We start from the raw sequence: 17,981 nt of genomic DNA, 5'->3' as shown, positions 1-17,981 counted from the left end.
CCGCCGACGTCCCGAAGAGACCGAGAACTGATGTCTGCCCCCGCGCCCCAGCCCGGACCGCCCGCGCTTCCGGTCACCTTCCGGCCGACCCGTACCCGGATCGTGCTGCTGAGCGTCGGCACGGTCATGTTCGTCGTCATAACGGCCGTCGCCCTGATGCTGGAGAAGCTGAACGCGGGGGAGCGGACGAGCTTCGTCTTCACTGCCCTGCTCTTCCTCGGCGTGCTGGTGATGCTCGCCCGTCCCAAGGTCGTCGCCGACGACAGCGGGGTGACCGTGGTCAATATCACCCGCAGCCGGCGGCTGGACTGGGCCGAGATCCTGCGGGTCAATCTGCGCGCCGGCGACCCCTGGGTCTTTCTCGACCTCAGCGACGGCAGCAGCCTGCCGGCCCTGGGAATCCAGCCGGGTATCGCCAGGGCGCACGCCGTCCGCGACGCCCGCGCCCTGCGCGTGCTCATGGAATCGCGCGGCACGGGTGACCCCGCCCGCGACCGTGCCGAGGGCGTCTGACCACCCGTGACGGCGGTGCCCGACCGACCGTTCCGTATGCCGTTCCGTACGGCAACCGCCGCACAGAGCACTGCCCTGTCCGCCCTGTCTTGATTACTCTGGTGGCGGAGGCGCCGAGAGCGCCCCGCTCCGCACGTGACGGCCGGTACCGGCCCGCGGGGCACACTGCGACCCAAGGAGTGACTCCCTCCAGCAATGGACGGATCGTCCGGTAGTACCTGCGCCGCCCCCTTCGAAGAGGCGGCGGCATGACCATCCCCCTTCTGCTGCTCGCCGCAGCGTTCCTTCTGATCCTCGCCAACGGCTTCTTCGTGGCAGCCGAATTCGGCCTGGTCACCGTGGACCGTCCGGACGCCGAGCGGGCCGCCGCGGCGGGCGACCGCCGCGCCCGTACCGTCGTCAAGTCGCTGCGGGAACTGTCCTTCCAGCTCTCCGGCACCCAGCTGGGCATCACCATCACCTCGCTCGTGGTCGGCATGCTCGCCGAACCCGCGCTCGCCCAGCTGCTGGACGGTCCGCTGTCCGCGACCGGGATGCCCGAAGGGGTCGTCTCCGGAATCGCGGTCGTGATCGGCATGCTGCTCGCGTCCGCCGTCCAGATGGTGATCGGCGAACTCGTCCCCAAGAACTGGGCGGTCTCGCGGCCGCTCCAGGTCGCCCGCTTCGTGGCGGGCCCGCAGCATCTCTTCGCCACCGTGTTCCGGCCGGTGATCACGCTGCTCAACACCGTCGCCAACCGGCTCGTACGGCTCTTCGGCGTGGAACCGACCGACGAGCTCGCCTCCGCCCGTACCCCCGGTGAACTCGTCTCCCTGGCACGCCACTCCGCGCGGGCGGGCACCCTCGAACAGGACACGGCGGATCTGTTCGTACGGACCCTCTCGCTCGGCCGGCTCACCGCGCAGCACATCATGACCCCCCGGGTGAAGGTGAGCGCCCTCCAGTCCGCAGCGACCGCCGCGGACGTCCTCAACCTCACCCGGGCCACCGGCCTGTCCCGCTTCCCCGTCTACCGGGAGCGCATCGACGAGATCATCGGCATGGTGCACCTCAAGGACGCGCTCTCGGTACCGGTGCAGGAGCGGCTGCGCACCCCGGCCGGACGGATCGCCGTCCCGGCACTGCTGGTGCCCGAGACGCTGCCCGTACAGCAACTGCTGGAGCGGCTGCGCAGCGAGCAGCCCATAGCCGTCGTGGTCGACGAGTACGGCGGTACGGCCGGGGTCGTCACCCTGGAGGACATCATCGAGGAACTGGTCGGCGAGGTACGCGACGAGCACGACGCCGAGGGCGACGGACGGCCGGAACTGGCCCCCGGAGCGCCCGAGGACGGCAGGCCCGCCTGGGAGGCCGACGGCAGCTGCCGGGTCCCCACCCTGCGGCGGATCGGACTCGACGTCCCCGACGGCCCCTACGAGACGCTGGCGGGCCTGGTGGCCGATCTGCTCGGCCGTATCCCGGCCCCCGGCGACAAGGCGGAACTGCCCGGCTGGCGGCTGTCCGTGCGTCAGGTGGACCGCTACCGGGCCGAACGGGTCCGGCTGGTGCGCACGGCCGACGGTCCGGCCGGTGCGCTCGGCGGCATACCGCCCGGGAGCCCGTCGGCCGACGGACCGCACGGCGCCCCGGCCGGTGGGCCGTGCGGTGCGATGACGGATGTGCCGAGCGGAACCGTGGCGGCCGATGCGCCGCCCGCCGTCCCGGCCGAGGTGTCACCCGCCGTTCCGGCCGGCAGAGCGGCTGACGTCGCGGCGGCCGCGGCGATGGCGGAGGGCACCCGATGAGCGCTCTGCAACTCGCCCTCGCCCTCCTGCTGGTCCTGGCCAACGGCTTCTTCGTCGGAGCGGAGTTCGCCCTCGTCTCCGTACGCCGCAGCCAGATCGAGCCACACGCCGCACGCGGTTCCGCGCGGGCCAGGCAGGCGCTGTACGGCCTGGAGAATCTGCCGCAGATGATGGCGGCCGCGCAGTTCGGCATCACCATCTGCTCCCTGACGCTCGGCGCGGTGGCCGAGCCCACGGTGGCCGCTCTGCTGGAGCCCGTCTTCCACGCGGCTCATGTGCCCGAGGGCCTGATCCACCCGCTGGGCTATGTCATAGCCCTGGCCCTGGTCGTCTTCCTGCATCTGGTCATCGGCGAGATGGTCCCCAAGAACCTCGCCATGGCCGCCCCGGAGAAGACCGCGCTCTGGCTCAGCCCCGGCCTGGTCGGCTTCGCCCGGCTGTGCCGCCCGGTGACGGCCGGACTCGGCGCCTGCGCGCGGCTGGTGCTGCGCGCCTTCCGCGTCGAGCCCAAGGACGAGGTGGAGGCGGTCTTCACCAGTGAGCAGCTCAACCGGCTCGTCGAGGACTCGGGCCAGGCGGGACTGCTCGAACCCGAGGCGCAGGAACGGCTGGAGGACGCGCTGGAGCTGGGCAGCCGCCCGGTCACCGACGTACTGCTCTCCCACGCCTCCCTGGTCACGGTGAACCCGTCCGTCACCCCTCGCGAGATCGAGGAGCTGACGGTACGCACCGGCTACTCCCGCTTCCCGCTCTGCGCGGAGAACGGCGGAGCCTTCATGGGATTCCTCCACGTCAAGGACGTCCTCGACCTGGAGGCCCGGGAACGGGCGGTACCGCAGCACGTCTGGCGCCCGATGGCCACCCTGCGGGCCGAACTCCCGCTGGACGACGCGCTCACCGTGATGCGCCGCGCGGCCACCCACCTCGCCCAGGTCGCGGACGCGTCCGGGCGGGTGCTCGGCCTGGTGGCGCTGGAGGACGTACTGGAAATGCTGGTCGGTGAGGTACGGGATCCGTCCCACCGGGAGAGCACATCCCAGGCGGCCGTGCTCGGCGAGCAGCGTCACGGTCGGTCCGACCAGGTCCTGGCGCGCTGACGGGAGCGACCGAAGAGGTGACGGTGCCCCTTCGGCCATCGGCGAGCGAGCCGGTGAGCCGGAGGGGCACCGTCGTAGGGGCACTGTCACAGGGCGCCGCCGATCCCCCTGAAGCGAGCCTCGACCGGGTTCCGGAAGGAGCCCTGAAAGCCAGGGGCCCCTCCGGCCCTCACATCTCCGTGGGGTCCTGGGGGCGGCGGCCCGCAGGACCCCGTCCCGAGAGCACCTCGCCGTACGCCTGCATCAGATCCGGCAGCCGCAGCGTGGCCAGGTCGTCGCGGGTGGGCGCGCCGCTGTAGCCGGAGAGCCGCAGGTCGCGGTACGCGCAGCTCTTCTCGTACAGCGTGCGGACGAAGCGGCCGTTGCCCAGTTCGTCGATCCAGCTCTGGTCGACCACATGCCCGCTGATCGAACGCAGCTCGTCCATCGACTCCTCGTCCCAGACATCGCCGTTCTCGGCGGCCAGTACGCCGCCGATGGCGGTGAGTTCGAGCGGGCGGTAGCTGGGGAAGTCGACCCTGCTGGTGAAGCGCGAGGAGAGCCCGGGGTTGGTGGCGAGCAGCCGGTCCATGCCTTCGGGGTAGCCGGCCAGGATGACCACGAGATGGTCGCGGTTGTCCTCGGCGCGCTTCAACAGCACCTGAAGCGCCTCGTCGCCGTACGCGTCACCCTTGCTGTAGCCGGAGTTGGAGAGGCTGTACGCCTCGTCGACGAAAAGCACCCCACCGATCGCCGAGTCGATCAGCTCATTCGCCTTCACCGCGGTCTGGCCGAGGAACTCGCCCACCAGATCGGCCCGTTGGGCCTCCACCAGGTGGTCGCCGCCGAGCAGTCCGAGCGCGTAGAAGATCCGGCCGAGGATGCGCGCGACGGTCGTCTTCCCGGTGCCGGAGGGACCGGAGAAGACGAAGTGGCGTTTCGGCGGCTGGACGGGCAGCCCCTCGCCGGCCCGTAGCCGGGCCATGTTCAGCTGCGCGGAGATCGCCTTGACCTGCCGCTTCACCGGTTCCAGGCCGACCATGCGCTCCAGCTCGGTCAGTGCCTCGGCGAGCAGCTCGGGGTCGGTGGGACCTTCCGGGAACCTGGGGGGAACGGCTTTCGGGGGCGGTGGCGCCTTCTGCCGTACGGCCTCGGGAACGGCGGGCGGGACACCGCCGCCGAGCGGGACCGGCCCCGGCCCCTCACCGCCGAGCAGTATGTCGGACCCGGGCGGGCCCTCCGCCTCGCTCTGCGCCTCCCCGGAGTCCACCGCGTCCTGGCCGAAGCCGGCCAGTGCCACCGAGGCGAGGCCCACCGGATCGTCCGGCCCTTCGTATCCGTCGGAGTCGGTGATCGCGGCGAGCCGGGCCGCCGTGTCCATGAACGTGGGATCGAGGCGGTGCACGGCCCGGTAGAGGGGGAGCGCGGCGGCGCTGCGGCCGGTGCCCTCGTGGGCGCGCGCCAGCCAGTACCGCAGCTCCTTGCGCTGCGGCTGTTCGCTACGACAGCGCATCAGGGCGGTGGACAGGAGCGGCAGGGCCTGCCCGTACATCTCCAGCCGGACCCGGGCCATCCCGCCGAACAGCCCCGCCTCGATGCCGAGCAGCGAGTCGTTGGCGAGCGGCTCGGTGTGGCGTACCAACTGCTCCCAGTCCTTGACCAGATAGGCGCGGCAGGCGTGCAGGAAGCGCACCTGCGGGTCGGCGTCCACGGGCGGCAGGCCCGCCAACGCCCGGTCCAGGTCCGGCACATGACGGCCGTCCAGCCAGTGCGAGGCGTGCGCGAGCAGCAGATCGCGTCCGCTCTCCAGCAGCGGCTGGACCCACCAGCCCAGCCAGTACCAGGAGTTGAGGGTGCGGCGGTGGCGGGAGCGCTGCTCACCGAAGCGGTCGCGGTGCCGGTACATGTGCAGCAGGGCGGTGGTGGTGTCGACGCGCAGCGCGTGCAGTCCGAGCCAGCCGTCGGCCATCGCGGGATCGAGTTCCACCGCGGTCCTGAACTCCTCCTCCGCCTGGGGGTACGCCCCCATGGTGTAGGCGTCCACGCCGCGCACCCAGGCGAGGTCGGCCGGGGCTCCCGTGCCCTGCGTGCCGAAATCCATCAGGTCCCCCACAAACCGTGCCCCCGTGATGTCCCGCCGGGCGGGCGCCCGTCGGCAGTGTGCTGAACCACCTTTTCGCGGAGGGGAATTGACCGCACCGAGAGGCATCGTACCTGCGCAGAGGGTGTGCGACTAAGGGCGCTACGCATGGGCCAGAGCGGTGACCCAGGGTGAGCGAGGAAGGGGGCGCGGCGGCGGAAACGCGGCGAAGAGGGCAGAACGAAGCCCCCGATCACGGGGGAACAACCGGGGGCCTCGCGTCTGCGGCGGCTCCGAAAAGCCGCACATTGAGAACGTAAGACCTGTCCGGCCCCTCGGTCAAGCCGAGTTGGACACTCTCCTGTGCCGAATCCCGACTGCCCGGTATGGAGGTCACATTCCGTCACGGTGAGTGATGGCCTGGTCCGGACTTGCTGTCATCTGGGGCCCCGGGAGTATCGCGTACCCCTCGCACCTCTCCTGTACCAGGGCATCCGCGAACGGCCGGGATGGGTCCGCTCCGAAATGGCGGATCTCCGCCGGTGTCCAGCCGTCCCAGAAAGCGGACTGCGCGGGTCCGTCCCGCTCGCGCCCGCGTCGCCACGACTCCTGGGCGCCCCGGTCCATCCAGAGCAGACACGCGAGATACGGCCGCAACGCCCGTCGCCCGGCCCCCACGCCCTCGACGACGATCACGGGGGAGGGGGGCAGGGACCGGGGCGCGGTGAAGCGCCGCAGCGTCCAGTCGTACGGCGCGTAGCGCGCGGTCGCGCCGTGCGAGAGCGGCTCGATGACCTGCTCCGTCAGCCGTCCCGTCCACTCGAAGAGTTCTTCGTGTGTCGCCAGATCGTCCAGGCGCAGTACGGGCGCGCTGTCCAGCTCCGCCGCGAGCCGCGTCGCGAAGGTGCTCTTTCCGGAGCCCGCGTGCCCGTCGACGCCGATCAGCCGGACGGGCCCGCAGGAAGGCGGCAGCGCACGCAGGGCGGCGGCCGATGACCGCAGGTCGTTCATCCGTCCCACCCTACGAGCCCCACGAGAGCGCCGGATCCGCTCGCGGGTCTCACGCCCGCCATACCTCCGCAGGTCATGTCACTGGTGAAGACCAATGCAGTTCGGCCGACGCGGCCCGAATCACTGGCAGAAACCCGCCGGGAACCGCGATAGTGGACGACTGCCGAACAACAGTCATCTCTTCGTATCCCGCCGCTCTTCGCATCTCTCCGCGCTCTTCGCTCTCCCAGCTTTCGACCGGAGGTCCATATGACCAGCCCGACGTCGCGCAGAACCGTGCTCGCCGCCGCTCTCGCGGTCGCGGCGGGTGCCGGTGCGGTGTCCGCCGTCCCGGCGGCCGCCGCCCCCTCGGTACCCACGGAACCCGATGCTCCCGCCGCCCCCGCCGATCGCGCCAAGAAACCTCTCGTGGACAACGCCTACGTGGACAACGCCTTCTGGGCCTCGTACGCCGACTGGCGCGCCGGTACGGCCAAGGGCACCCGGGCCGTCCCCGGCATCCGGCCCTCGCTGGTCATCGGTACCCCCGCGGGCCGCACCGACTACGCCGATCCGCACACCGGCAGGACCACCACCTGGGAGTACGCGACCTGGACCTCACCCACGCACCGCTCGAAGGTCCCCGCCACCGAGGTGATCGCCTCCTGGAACGCGCGGACACCGGCCGGCACCTGGCTCCAGATCGAACTGCGCGGCCGCTACGACGACGGCACCGACACCCCCTGGTACGTGATGGGCCGCTGGACCGCCGGGGACGGTGACGATGACATCCGGCGCACGTCCCTCGACGACCAGACCGACGGACGCAGCACCATCTGGACCGACACCTTCTCGGTGGACGACGCGGCGAACGGGCCGCGGCTGGCCTCGTACCGGCTGCGGCTCACGCTCTACCGCAGGCCGGGCAGCGGACTCACCCCCGCCGTCCACCGGGTCGGGGCGATGGCCTCGGACGTCCCGGACCGGTTCACGGTCCCGGCCTCCACGCCGGGGCTCGCACGCGAGCTGACCGTGCCGCGCTACTCGCAGAACACCCACATCGGGCAGTACCCCGAGTACGACAACGGCGGCGAGGCCTGGTGCAGCCCCACCTCCTCGCAGATGATCATCGAGTACTGGGGGCGAGCCCCGTCCGCCGGGGATCTGGCCTGGGTCGACCCGGACTTCGCGGACCCGCAGGTCTGCCACGCGGCCCGGTTCACCTACGACTACCAGTACGAGGGCTGCGGCAACTGGCCCTTCAACGCCGCGTACGCCGCCACCTACCGGGACATGAGCTCAGCCGTCACCCGGCTCGGCTCGCTCACCGAGGTGGAGACCCTCATCCGCGCGGGCATCCCCGTCATCACCTCGCAGTCCTTCCTCAAGGAGGAGCTGACGGGCGCGGGCTACGGCACGGCGGGCCATCTGATGACCGTGATCGGCTTCACGGCCGACGGGGACGTGGTCGCCAACGACCCGGCCTCGCCGGACAACCCGGCCGTACGCCGTGTCTACCGGCGGCACGAATGGGAGACGATCTGGCTGAGGACCAAGCGGTACAACGCCGCCGGCAACGTGGCGTCCGGTACGGGCGGTGTCTGCTACGTCTACTGGCCCGCCGCGCCGACCCCGGCCCAGCGCAAGGCCCTGCGGTCGGTCGGCCTGCTCTGACACCTGGCTGTGCAGTGTGCGCGCTGTGGTGTGCGGCACAGACCGGGACGTACATCCCGCTCTTCGCGCGCCCGAGCGCGCCCGGCTCCCGGGGCAGTGACACAGGTCTCCACCCCGGGGGCCCACATCGCGGCACTGTGGTCCGGTCGCCGGACGGCGACCGGAGGGGGGATCCACCGCCCGTACGACCGAACGAGACGCCATGACCGCCACTGCCGCCACCACTGCCACCGCCACAGCGGGCGCCGCTCTCGCCACCGCCGTCGACCGGGTGCGGAGCCGGGCCGGTACCGGAGGCCCCGAGGACAACGGCCCCCAACTGCTGGAGCACGTTCTCGGCTGGACCCTGGTCGTGCTGCTCGCCGTCCTGGTCACACGCGCGGGTCTGATGTAGCCGCTCCCGCAGGCCACGGGTGCCTCTGCAATCCCCGGTGTCTCTGCAATACTGCGGGGATCTTTGGCAGTCGGAGACCAGGACGCGAATGTGAATCGTAGTCAACAACGGGGCGCCTCAACGAGATCGCAGGTACGGCGCTCCGAACTCATCGCGACCGGCCGGAAGTTATTCGCCAATACTTCGTACGACGCGTTGTCCATGGACGACATAGCCCACCACGCCGGAGTGGCGAAGGGGCTGATCTACTACTACTTCAAGAACAAGCGCGGCTACTACCTAGCCATCGTCGAGGACTCGGTCACGGAGCTGGTGACCCTCGCGGCCGCCAACGGCGCCGAACTGCCGCGTACGGAACGGGTCCAGCGCACCGTCGAGGCCTACCTCCGCTTCGCTCAGCACAACGAAGCCGCCTACCGCACGATCATCACCGGTGGCGTCGGCTTCGACACCCAGGTCCAGGAGATCCGCGACGCCGTCCGCACGGGCCTGGTCTCCACCATCGCCGAGGGCTCCTACGGTCACCACGACATCCCGCCGATCGCCCGGCTCGCGCTGCTCGGCTGGCTGAGCAGCGTCGAATGGCTGACGCTGGAGTGGCTGGAATACCAGGAGCTGACGCTGGAGATCCCGCGCGACCTGATGGTGCGGATGCTGCGTCATACGCTCAACACCATCGAGGAGTTCGCGCCGGAGTGCCCCGCGCCGCCGCAGGATCTCAGCTGGCGGCCGTACACGGGACTGGAGCCCGCGGGATCGACGGCGGGACCGGGTTCGGGACCACCGGAGGACAACCCGCGAGGCCACGACGACGCGCAGGGCGGGGGCCGATAGGGCTCCCCGCCCTCCGGACCCGGACAGGAACCAGGTCCTGTCCGGCCGGTCTTCGCCGGGTCCGGAACGTCTTAGCGACATCAGCCGCCACCGCGGCGGGCGCCACCTCGCCACCTCGCCGCGTTGCCGCGTTGCCGAAACGCCCACAGGAAACCACCCTGCGGGCGCCCCGGCGCCTTGCGATCCACTGCCCCGGACACCGCGGCCTGATCGGCGAAGATCCGCCGGACAGGCCCTAGCCGATGGACTTGATCAGTTCACCGTCGCCGGTGTCCCCGCTCAGCTCCCAGAAGAAGGTGCCGCCCAGGCCCTGCTGGTTCTTGTACGCCATCTTCCCCGCGATGGTGGCGGGCGTGTCGTAGCTCCACCACTGGCCGTCGCAGAAGGCGTACGCCGTACCCGCGACCGTCCCGTTGGCCGGGCAGCTGTTCTTGAGGATCTTGTAGTCCTCGATGCCCGCCTCGTACTTCCCCGGCGCCGCGCCCGTCGCGGTGCCCCCCGGCTCCTTCTGGGTGACGCCGCTCCAGCCGCGTCCGTAGAAGCCGATGCCGAGCAGCAGCTTCTCGGACGGGATGCCGAGTCCCTTGAGCTTGCTGATGGCCGCGTCGGTGTGGAAGCCCTCCGTCGGAATGCCCTCGTACGAGGTGAGCGGCGAGTGCGGGGCGGTCGGGCCCTGCGCCGCGAAGGCACCGAAGAAGTCGTACGTCATCGGGTTGTACCAGTCGAGGTACTGGGCGGCGCCCGCGTAGTCGGTGGCGTCGATCTTCCCGCCGTCCGAACCGTCGGCCGTGATGGCCGCCGTCACCAGATCGGACCCGAACTCGGTGCGCATCGCCGACATGACGTTCTTGAAGGCGCCGCGCCCACTGGTGTCACATGTCAGGCCACAGGCGTTCGGGTACTCCCAGTCGATGTCGATGCCGTCGAAGACATCGGCCCAGCGCGGGTCCTCGACCAGGTCGTGGCAGGACTTCGCGAAGGCGGCCGGGTTCTTCGCCGCCTCGGTGAAGCCTCCGGACCAGGACCAGCCGCCGAAGGACCAGACCACCTTGAGACCGGGGTGCAGCTTCTTGAGCTTGCGCAGCTGGTTGAAGTTGCCGCGCAGCGGCTGGTCCCAGGCGTCCGCGGTGCCGTCCACGCTCTGGTCGGCGGTGTACGCCTTCTCGTAGTCGGCGAACGAGTCCCCGATCGTGCACTTTCCGCCGGCCACATTGCCGAAGGCGTAGTTGATGTGGGTCAGCTTGGCGGCCGAGCCGGAGGTCTCGATGTTCTTGACGTGGTAATTCCGGTCGTAGACACCCCAGTTGGTGAAGTAACCGACGACCTTGTCGCCCGCGGCGGCTGCCGGGGCGGGCGCGGCGGCCGGTGTCTCGCCGGCGGAGGCGCTGCCCGCTCCGGAGAGCAGGGTCACGCCGAGGACGGCGGTACACGCGGTGGCGACCAGCGCCCGGAACCGCGCGCGGTGAAGTCTGATCATGAACTCTCCTCGTGGGGGAGGAAGAACAAGTGGGGGAAATCTGATGTGACAGGTACGCGAAAGGTGTTGAGGGGGACGTTAGAAGGACTAGACCAGTGGGGTCAATGGTGCGGATCATTTTCGGTCGCCTCCGGAAGGCAGCCCTCCTCGGCGTGGCCGAAAAGGATTTCGTCCCTTACCGAGTCGTTGCGGACGTTGCCCTTCCGAACGGTGACGGGAGGCTGTTGATCGGGCATACTCAACGCTCCACAGCCGCTGATCATGACCCTCCGCGCCCCGGAAGGGCAGCATCGACGGGGTGGAACTGCCGTCCGGGTGCACCCCCGGACCCCAGCCGGCGTCGTCGCCGCCCGCCGTGCGCGACCGCCGTAGTGCCCGACAAAAAGGAGAGCGCCGCAATGGCCGACCGCGCCCCGCAACCGGTGGAACGTCAACTGCCCACCGAGGAGGCCCAGGACCTCATCGCGCTCGTACGCGACATCGCCCAGCGGGAGGTCGCCCCCAACGCGGCCGAGGAAGAGGAAGCGGGCCGCTTCCCACGCGAACTCTTCACCCTCCTCTCCGAGTCGGGCCTGCTCGGCCTCCCGTACGACTCGGCCTACGGCGGTGGGGACCAGCCGTACGAGGTCTACCTCCAGGTGCTCGAAGAGCTGGCCGCCGCCCGCCTCACCGTCGCCCTCGGAGTCAGCGTCCACTCCCTCGCCTGTCACGCCCTCGCCGGCTACGGCACCAAGGAACTACAGGCCGAGCACCTCCCCGCCATGCTGGGCGGCGGCCTCCTCGGCGCGTACTGCCTCTCCGAGCCGGCCTCGGGCTCCGACGCCGCCTCCCTCGGCACGAAGGCGGTACGGGACGGCGACGACTGGCTCATCACCGGGACCAAGGCCTGGATCACCCACGGTGGCATCGCCGACTTCTATACGGTGCTGGCCCGTTCGGGCGGAGAGGGCGCGCGGGGCATCACCGCCTACCTCGTACCGGGCGACGCGCCCGGTCTGACCGCGGCTCCGCCCGAGAAGAAGATGGGCATGAAGGGCTCGCCCACCGCCCAACTGCACTTCGACGGCGTACGGGTGGCCGACACCCGCCGTCTCGGCGAGGAGGGGCAGGGCTTCGCCATCGCGCTGTCCGCCCTCGACTCGGGCCGCCTCGGCATCGCCGCCTGCGCCGTCGGAGTCGCTCAGGCAGCCCTGAACGAGGCCGTCGAATACGCCACCGGACGACGGCAGTTCGGCAGGCCCATCGCGGACTTCCAGGGGCTGCGCTTCCTGCTCGCCGACATGGCCACCCGCATCGAGGCCGGGCGGTCGCTCTACCTGGCCGCCGCACGACTGCGCGACGCGGGCAGGCCGTTCTCCCGGCAGGCCGCCATGGCCAAGCTGTTCTGCACGGACATGGTGATGCAGGTGACCATAGACGCCGTGCAGGTGCTCGGCGGCTACGGCTACACCACGGACTTCCCGGTGGAGCGCTACATGCGCGAGGCGAAGGTGTTGCAGATCGTCGAGGGCACCAACCAGATCCAGCGCCTGGTGATCGCCCGCCACCTGGCGGGCCCCGAAACGCGCTGACACTCCGCAGAAGGCCCGGCGCGGCTCTCCGTCACACGGTCAGCGGTCGCGCCGGGGCCCGTACGAGACCCCCTGGACGCCGCCGGACCTCAGGCGGCGTTCCGCTGCATGGCCGGCACCTTGAACGGACGCGAGCCCGGACCGCCGACATGCGAGAAGGGCTGCGTCCGCCAGTTGAGCCCCTGAGGCAGCGTCAACAACAGCGCTGTGTCCTGCTCCTGAGCCTCCGACGACTCGTCGGAAGGCCTTGCCTCCGACGCCGAGCGGCCCGTACCGGCACACACCGACAGCACGAACGGATTCCACGGCGTGGGGCACAGCGCGTGCTCCGGCAGGACGTCTTCGTCCGCCAACAAGGCGATTGGCCGCACGCAGTCCGGGCAGACGACCCGGTACATCTCGAAGGTGTCATACGAATCGATCTCGTCGGCATCGACGAGATCAACGAACTCCGGTGCGGTGCGTCCGGTGCGCTTCAGGCTCTGCATGGAGACATTCCCCCTCGGGTGGGCCGACCAGGCACGTGTGGTCTCGACCACAGCAAGCAATGCCCGCCGCGCGAGCCGGGTAACCGTGAGGTCTCGACGGACCGCGCAACATACCTGTGGTGTTCGTCACATGCCGCTCGCAGGTGCCCCGGAGGGCCGTAACCGACTGTGCCGGAAGTGACCCGGGGCAATAGGTTGATCCGTATGGAGGAGCTGGATCGTCAGATCGTGGAACTGCTCGTCAAGGACGGGCGGACGAGCTACACCGACCTGGGCAAGGCCACCGGCCTGTCCACCTCGGCGGTGCATCAGCGCGTACGCCGTCTGGAGCAGCGCGGAGTCATCCGCGGCTACGCCGCGGTGGTCGACCCGGAAGCGGTCGGCCTTCCGCTCACCGCCTTCATCTCGGCGAAACCGTTCGACCCCAGCGCCCCCGACGACATCGCCGAACGGCTCTCGGGCATCCCCGAGATCGAGGCATGCCACAGCGTGGCGGGCGACGAGAACTACATCCTCAAGGTCCGGGTCGCGACCCCCCTGGAACTGGAACACCTGCTCACCCGAATCCGCTCCCTGGCAGGAGTCTCGACCCGGACAACGGTGGTCCTCTCAACCCCCTACGAGTCCCGACCGCCCTCTTTTTAGAGGCTCGGTTCGCCTCCGGGGCGCTCGCTGTGTCAATCAGCGGCCTCCGGCCGCGGGCACTGCCGACGGCCGACCGTGCTCGGTTCGCTCGTACCTCACAAATCTCCGGGCACCCCACCCTCAGAGGCGCAGGCAGAAGCAGAAGGCGGCCCGCAGACGAGAACGGACGGGAGGGGGTCGGGGGCGCGGGAGGTGACGTGTCCGGACGTGAAGCGTGATGTGTGCCGCACGACAACCCGCACCCGAAAACCAACCCGCACGCGGCGTAGATCATGCAGTCCGGACATGCGCCTCCGGAGGCCCCGGCCCCCGCACCCCCCACGGCACCCACCACACCCGCACCCACCACGGCGTGCACCCGCCCCCGCACGGCTCCCCCTGGCGCCCTCCCCCTCCCCGACACGCCAGACTGGTCCCATGACCGAGCGCGCCACCCCCCAGACCGAACACCGCACCACGCTCCTGCGCGGTGGAGAAGTCCACAGCCCCGCCGACCCCTTCGCCACCGCCATGGTCGTGGAACGCGGCCATATCGCCTGGGTCGGCTCGGAAGGCGCGGCCGACTCCTTCGTCTCCGGTGTCGACGAGGTCGTCGACCTCGAAGGCGCCCTCGTGACCCCGGCGTTCACCGACGCCCACGTCCACACCACCGCCACCGGCCTCGCTCTCACCGGTCTCGATCTGTCCGGCGCGGAGAGCCTGCCGGAGGCGCTCGCGCGCGTACGGACCTACAGCGCCGCCCACCCCGCCGACCGGATTCTCCTCGGCCACGGCTGGGACTCCTCGCGCTGGCCGGAGCAGCGCCCCCCGTCCCGCGCCGAGCTGGACGGCGCGACGGGCGGCCGGCCGCTCTACCTGCCCCGTATCGACGCGCATTCGGCCGTGGTGAGCACCGCGCTGCTCGACCTGGTCCCCGACGTCGTCTCGCTGACCGGTTATCACCCGGACGCCCCGCTGACCGCCGCCGCTCACCACGCGGTGCGCGCGGCCGCTCATGGCGCGGTGAGTGCGCGTCAGCGCGCCGAGGCGCAGCGCGCGGCCCGCCACCGCGCCGCCTCGCTCGGCATCGGCACACTCCACGAGTGCGCGGGCCCGGAGATCTCCGACGAGGACGACTTCGTCTCTCTGCTGAAACTGGCGGGCGAGGAGCCGGGCACCCGGGTCCTCGGCTACTGGGCCGAGCGGGTCGGCGACGAGAAGGGCGCCCGGCGGATCCGTGAGCTGGGTGCCATCGGCGCCGCGGGCGATCTCTTCGTCGACGGTTCGCTCGGCTCCCACACCGCCGCCCTGGAGGCGCCGTACGCCGACATCCACGGTGACGGCGCCCATACCGGCACCGCGCACCTGGACGCCGCCGCCGTCGCGGCGCATGTCACCGCCTGTACCGAGGCCGGGCTCCAGGCCGGTTTCCATGCCATCGGGGACGCGGCGATCAACAGGGTCGTCACCGGGGTGCGGGCAGCCGCCGAGCGGCTGGGGCCGGCCCGGGTCAGGGCAGCCAGGCACCGGGTCGAACATGCCGAGATGCTCACTCCCGCCACGATCGCCGCCTTCGCCGAGCTGGGCCTCACGGCTTCCGTGCAGCCCGCCTTCGATGCGGCCTGGGGTGGCGAGGACGGAATGTACGCGCGCAGGCTCGGCGCCGACCGTGCCCGCACACTCAATCCGTACGCGGCGATGTTGCGCGCCGGGGTCCCGCTGGCTTTCGGGTCCGACAGCCCGGTCACCCCGCTGGACCCTTGGGGGACCGTCCGGGCCGCCGCTTTCCACCGCACTCCCGGCCACGCGATCTCGGTACGGGCCGCGTTCACCGCGCATACGCGTGGTGGCTGGCGGGCCGTCGGCCGCGACGACGCCGGTACGCTCGTGCCCGGCGCCCCGGCGGACTACGCCCTCTGGCGCACCGACGAACTGGTGGTGCAGGCCCCCGACGACCGGGTGTCCCGCTGGTCCACCGATCCGCGCTCGGGGACACCCGGCCTGCCGGATCTCACCCCGGGCCGCCCGCTGCCCGTGTGCCTGCGGACCGTGGTCTCGGGACAGACGGTGTTCGTGCGACCGAACGAGTGACGTACGGACATTTCGTACCGCCGACCGATGCCTCCCGGCCTCCGCCGCGACCTGCGGATCTTCCCCACTGACCTGTCGATTTAGGTCAAAACGGCAGGTCAAACGGCTGTTGACAGTGAGCGTCCACCGACGGGTAGGTTCGGCCGGGTCCACCGCAGGACGTCCGTCCGGCAACCTCCGCGCAGTCGTCGAACGCCGCTGGGTCATGGGGCGGTGTGCCGCACCGGCGCACCACCACTGGGAGCCAGGTCCAGCACTCGCGTCTCGGGGACGAGGGAAGGTTTCAGCCGGCCGGCAGGTGCGACCCGGATCGGGTCCCCGGCGTTCAGTAGACAACGGCTTTCGGCCGACCCGCAGCCAGCGGGTCCCGGGCCGGCCCGAAGGACGCCGGGTCCCGATCCGCAGTTCACGCTCTGTCCACGTCCAAGATCTCCGGTTCCGCACCCCATCTCCGGACATGGCGCCCGCCTCCGTCGACAACCAGTGACCATGGTGGGCGCGGGCCCTCGGCGTGCTCGCTATGGTGGTGCATCGGCGTACGGCTATTAAGGGGCAGCAGTGAACGACGGCGGTGAGAGGCGGTACGGCCCGCTCGGTACAGCCTTGGTGATCATCCCGACCTTCAACGAGGCCGAGAACATCAAGTCGATCGTCTCCCGGGTGCGCGCCGCCGTTCCCAAGGTCGACATCCTTGTCGCCGATGACAACAGCCCCGACGGCACCGGCAAGATCGCCGACGAGCTGGCCGGTGTGGACGACCAGGTCAAGGTGTTGCACCGGAAAGGCAAGGAAGGGCTCGGAGCCGCCTATCTGGCGGGCTTCCGCTGGGGCATCGAGCGTGGCTACGGGGTCCTGGTCGAGATGGACGCCGACGGCTCGCACCAGCCGGAGGAACTGCCCCGCCTGCTCACCGCGCTCAAGGGCGCCGATCTCGTCCTCGGCTCGCGCTGGGTGCCGGGCGGTCGCGTCGTCAACTGGCCCAAGACCCGGGAGCTCATCTCCCGTGGCGGCAGCACATACTCACGGGTCCTGCTGGGCGTCCCGATCCGCGACGTGACCGGTGGCTACCGGGCGTTTCGCAAGGAGACCCTGGAGAGGCTCGGCCTCGACGCCGTCGCCTCGCAGGGCTACTGCTTCCAGGTCGACCTGGCCCGGCGCGCGGTCGAGGCGGGCTGTCATGTGGTCGAGGTGCCCATCACCTTCGTCGAACGCGAGCTGGGCGACTCGAAGATGAGCAAGGACATTCTTGTCGAGGCGCTGTGGCGGGTGACCACCTGGGGTGTCGAGTCCCGGGCGAACCGTCTCCTCGGCCGGAAGCCCAACGGACCGTCCTCATCCCGGTCCTGATCCCTGCTCTCTCCCGATGGCCGGATCCGCCCGAGTGCGCGACCGCCCGATCACCCGACTGCCCTGATCTCCTGTCGTCCTGATCATTTCTGGCTGTTCCCATACGCCATCCGGGCCCGTCCCCAGGCACACTGGAAGCATGACGACCGCGCAATCGCCTCGCACCGCTCCCAAGCGCTCACGCGCCCGCAGCTTCCTCCCCCTGGGCATCGCCGCCTGGCTGGTGCTGGAGATCTGGCTGCTGATCGTCGTGGGTGAGGTGGCGGGCGGACTGGCCGTGCTGGCGCTGCTCGTGGGCGCGGCAGTCCTCGGTGGGGTGGTCATCAAGCGGGCCGGGCGCCGGGCTTTCCGTAACCTCACGGAGACGCTGCAACGTCAGCAGCGGCAGCAGCAGGAACACCCCGGGGAGGCCCTCCCGCCGGAGACCGGAACGGGCAGCACCGGCAATGGATTCCTGATGCTGGGCGGCCTGCTGATCATGCTGCCGGGACTGATCACGGACGTACTGGGCCTGTTGCTGCTCGTGCCGCCCGTACGGGCCGTGCTCGGCCGGTACGCGGAGCGCTCGCTGGAGCGGCGGATGAACGCGGCGGCGGCGGAGCCCGGCAGTCTCGGGAACGCCTTTCAGCAGGCGCGTATGCGCCAGCCGGACGGAAAGGTGGTCCAGGGCGAGGTCATCAAGCACGACGAGACGCCGGACGGGCGCCGCCCCGAGGACGAGGGCCCGCGCCCGCCGCTGACTTCGTGACAGCCCCGGGGCTTTACGTAAAGACTCAGCCCCGTAAAGACTCCGCAAAGAACAACGCAAAGACAGAGCCGGAACAACGTCAAGGCAAAGACGGAGCCGGAGCAACGTCAAGACAGAGCCGTGGGGGGGGGGGGGGGGGGGGGGGGGGGGGGGGGGGGGGGGGGGGGGGGGGGGGGGGGGGGGGGGGGGGGGGGGGGTGGGGGGGGGGGGGGGGGGGGGGGGGGGGGGGGGGGGGGGGGGGGCGGGGGGGGCCGGGGGGGGGGGCTCTGAGAGACTGGGCGGGATGAACG

15 protein-coding genes are annotated in these 17,981 nt (G+C 70.7%); 11 read left to right on the top strand and 4 right to left on the bottom strand.

Going from position 1 to position 17,981, the window contains the following annotated elements; all coding sequences use genetic code 11:
• The first annotated feature begins 30 nt into the window (after nt 1–30).
• The 3 genes from ACIOJD_RS28935 to ACIOJD_RS28925 all read left to right on the top strand — a co-directional run bounded on the left by ACIOJD_RS28935 (nt 31) and on the right by ACIOJD_RS28925 (nt 3,394).
• The gene (locus ACIOJD_RS28935; protein ID WP_401918921.1) at nt 31–513 is read left to right on the top strand and encodes a PH domain-containing protein; all 483 of its coding nucleotides are present in this window, start codon (nt 31–33) and stop codon (nt 511–513) included.
• A 248-nt stretch (nt 514–761) separates the two neighbouring features.
• Nucleotides 762–2,297: a hemolysin family protein gene (locus ACIOJD_RS28930; protein WP_401918919.1), complete on the top strand. Its 1,536-nt coding sequence runs from the start codon at nt 762–764 to the stop codon at nt 2,295–2,297.
• Nucleotides 2,294–3,394, top strand: coding sequence for a hemolysin family protein (locus ACIOJD_RS28925; protein ID WP_401918918.1), 1,101 nt, complete (start codon nt 2,294–2,296; stop codon nt 3,392–3,394). Before ACIOJD_RS28930 ends, ACIOJD_RS28925 begins: the two co-directional genes overlap by 4 nt.
• Nucleotides 3,395–3,563: 169 nt before the next feature.
• Here the strand turns inward: ACIOJD_RS28925 and ACIOJD_RS28920 are convergent, their stop codons facing one another.
• Complete coding sequence (locus tag ACIOJD_RS28920; protein ID WP_401918916.1) at nt 3,564–5,474, bottom strand: AAA family ATPase; 1,911 nt, start codon at nt 5,472–5,474, stop codon at nt 3,564–3,566.
• Between the two features lie 372 nt (nt 5,475–5,846).
• Entirely contained in the window at nt 5,847–6,464 is a 618-nt protein-coding gene (locus tag ACIOJD_RS28915; protein WP_401918914.1) for a uridine kinase, read from the bottom strand.
• Between the two features lie 249 nt (nt 6,465–6,713).
• On the opposite strand from ACIOJD_RS28915, the gene ACIOJD_RS28910 reads away from it, so the two are divergent.
• The 3 genes from ACIOJD_RS28910 to ACIOJD_RS28900 all read left to right on the top strand — a co-directional run bounded on the left by ACIOJD_RS28910 (nt 6,714) and on the right by ACIOJD_RS28900 (nt 9,345).
• A complete protein-coding gene (locus tag ACIOJD_RS28910; RefSeq protein ID WP_401918912.1) occupies nt 6,714–8,117 on the top strand; it encodes a peptidase C39 family protein in 1,404 nt (467 codons plus the stop codon).
• 202 nt (nt 8,118–8,319) lie between these two features.
• Entirely contained in the window at nt 8,320–8,511 is a 192-nt protein-coding gene (locus ACIOJD_RS28905) for an SCO1431 family membrane protein (protein ID WP_401918911.1), read from the top strand.
• 90 nt (nt 8,512–8,601) lie between these two features.
• A complete protein-coding gene (locus tag ACIOJD_RS28900) occupies nt 8,602–9,345 on the top strand; it encodes a TetR/AcrR family transcriptional regulator (protein WP_401918910.1) in 744 nt (247 codons plus the stop codon).
• A gap of 235 nt (nt 9,346–9,580) precedes the next feature.
• Here ACIOJD_RS28900 and ACIOJD_RS28895 read toward each other — a convergent pair whose 3' ends face one another.
• Nucleotides 9,581–10,822 carry a glycoside hydrolase family 18 protein gene (locus ACIOJD_RS28895; protein WP_401918908.1) on the bottom strand — a complete coding sequence of 414 codons (1,242 nt, stop codon included), beginning with the start codon at nt 10,820–10,822 and terminating at the stop codon, nt 9,581–9,583.
• Nucleotides 10,823–11,220: 398 nt separating this feature from the next.
• On the opposite strand from ACIOJD_RS28895, the gene ACIOJD_RS28890 reads away from it, so the two are divergent.
• Nucleotides 11,221–12,393, top strand: coding sequence for an acyl-CoA dehydrogenase family protein (locus ACIOJD_RS28890; protein WP_401918907.1), 1,173 nt, complete (start codon nt 11,221–11,223; stop codon nt 12,391–12,393).
• 89 nt (nt 12,394–12,482) lie between these two features.
• On the opposite strand, the gene ACIOJD_RS28885 is transcribed toward ACIOJD_RS28890, so the two are convergent.
• Entirely contained in the window at nt 12,483–12,881 is a 399-nt protein-coding gene (locus tag ACIOJD_RS28885) for a hypothetical protein (protein ID WP_401918905.1), read from the bottom strand.
• 204 nt (nt 12,882–13,085) lie between these two features.
• On the opposite strand from ACIOJD_RS28885, the gene ACIOJD_RS28880 reads away from it, so the two are divergent.
• From ACIOJD_RS28880 to fxsA, 4 genes are all read left to right on the top strand, one after another.
• Nucleotides 13,086–13,526, top strand: a complete 441-nt coding sequence (locus ACIOJD_RS28880) for an Lrp/AsnC family transcriptional regulator (RefSeq protein WP_401918903.1) — start codon at nt 13,086–13,088, stop codon at nt 13,524–13,526.
• 417 nt (nt 13,527–13,943) lie between these two features.
• Nucleotides 13,944–15,596: an amidohydrolase gene (locus tag ACIOJD_RS28875; RefSeq protein WP_401918901.1), complete on the top strand. Its 1,653-nt coding sequence runs from the start codon at nt 13,944–13,946 to the stop codon at nt 15,594–15,596.
• A gap of 558 nt (nt 15,597–16,154) precedes the next feature.
• Nucleotides 16,155–16,943, top strand: a complete 789-nt coding sequence (locus ACIOJD_RS28870) for a polyprenol monophosphomannose synthase (protein ID WP_401918899.1) — start codon at nt 16,155–16,157, stop codon at nt 16,941–16,943.
• 139 nt (nt 16,944–17,082) lie between these two features.
• Nucleotides 17,083–17,691 (top strand): FxsA family membrane protein, encoded by a 609-nt coding sequence (fxsA, locus tag ACIOJD_RS28865; RefSeq protein WP_401918898.1) that lies wholly within the window; start codon nt 17,083–17,085, stop codon nt 17,689–17,691.
• Nucleotides 17,692–17,981 lie beyond the last annotated feature (290 nt).

The organism is Streptomyces sp. NPDC088116 (assembly GCF_044741745.1).
Lineage (GTDB): Bacteria > Actinomycetota > Actinomycetes > Streptomycetales > Streptomycetaceae > Streptomyces.
This window is presented reverse-complemented; position numbering and strand designations above follow the sequence as displayed.

Excerpts from the sequence above, each read along its gene's own strand:
- ACIOJD_RS28935 (WP_401918921.1), top strand. The coding sequence starts at position 31 with ATGTCTGCCCCCGCGCCCCAGCCCGGACCGCCCGCGCTTCCGGTCACC.
- ACIOJD_RS28930 (WP_401918919.1), top strand. The coding sequence starts at position 762 with ATGACCATCCCCCTTCTGCTGCTCGCCGCAGCGTTCCTTCTGATCCTC.
- ACIOJD_RS28925 (WP_401918918.1), top strand. The coding sequence starts at position 2,294 with ATGAGCGCTCTGCAACTCGCCCTCGCCCTCCTGCTGGTCCTGGCCAAC.
- ACIOJD_RS28920 (WP_401918916.1), bottom strand. The coding sequence starts at position 5,474 with ATGGATTTCGGCACGCAGGGCACGGGAGCCCCGGCCGACCTCGCCTGG.
- ACIOJD_RS28915 (WP_401918914.1), bottom strand. The coding sequence starts at position 6,464 with ATGAACGACCTGCGGTCATCGGCCGCCGCCCTGCGTGCGCTGCCGCCT.
- ACIOJD_RS28910 (WP_401918912.1), top strand. The coding sequence starts at position 6,714 with ATGACCAGCCCGACGTCGCGCAGAACCGTGCTCGCCGCCGCTCTCGCG.
- ACIOJD_RS28905 (WP_401918911.1), top strand. The coding sequence starts at position 8,320 with ATGACCGCCACTGCCGCCACCACTGCCACCGCCACAGCGGGCGCCGCT.
- ACIOJD_RS28895 (WP_401918908.1), bottom strand. The coding sequence starts at position 10,822 with ATGATCAGACTTCACCGCGCGCGGTTCCGGGCGCTGGTCGCCACCGCG.
- ACIOJD_RS28890 (WP_401918907.1), top strand. The coding sequence starts at position 11,221 with ATGGCCGACCGCGCCCCGCAACCGGTGGAACGTCAACTGCCCACCGAG.
- ACIOJD_RS28885 (WP_401918905.1), bottom strand. The coding sequence starts at position 12,881 with ATGCAGAGCCTGAAGCGCACCGGACGCACCGCACCGGAGTTCGTTGAT.
- ACIOJD_RS28880 (WP_401918903.1), top strand. The coding sequence starts at position 13,086 with ATGGAGGAGCTGGATCGTCAGATCGTGGAACTGCTCGTCAAGGACGGG.
- ACIOJD_RS28875 (WP_401918901.1), top strand. The coding sequence starts at position 13,944 with ATGACCGAGCGCGCCACCCCCCAGACCGAACACCGCACCACGCTCCTG.
- fxsA (WP_401918898.1), top strand. The coding sequence starts at position 17,083 with ATGACGACCGCGCAATCGCCTCGCACCGCTCCCAAGCGCTCACGCGCC.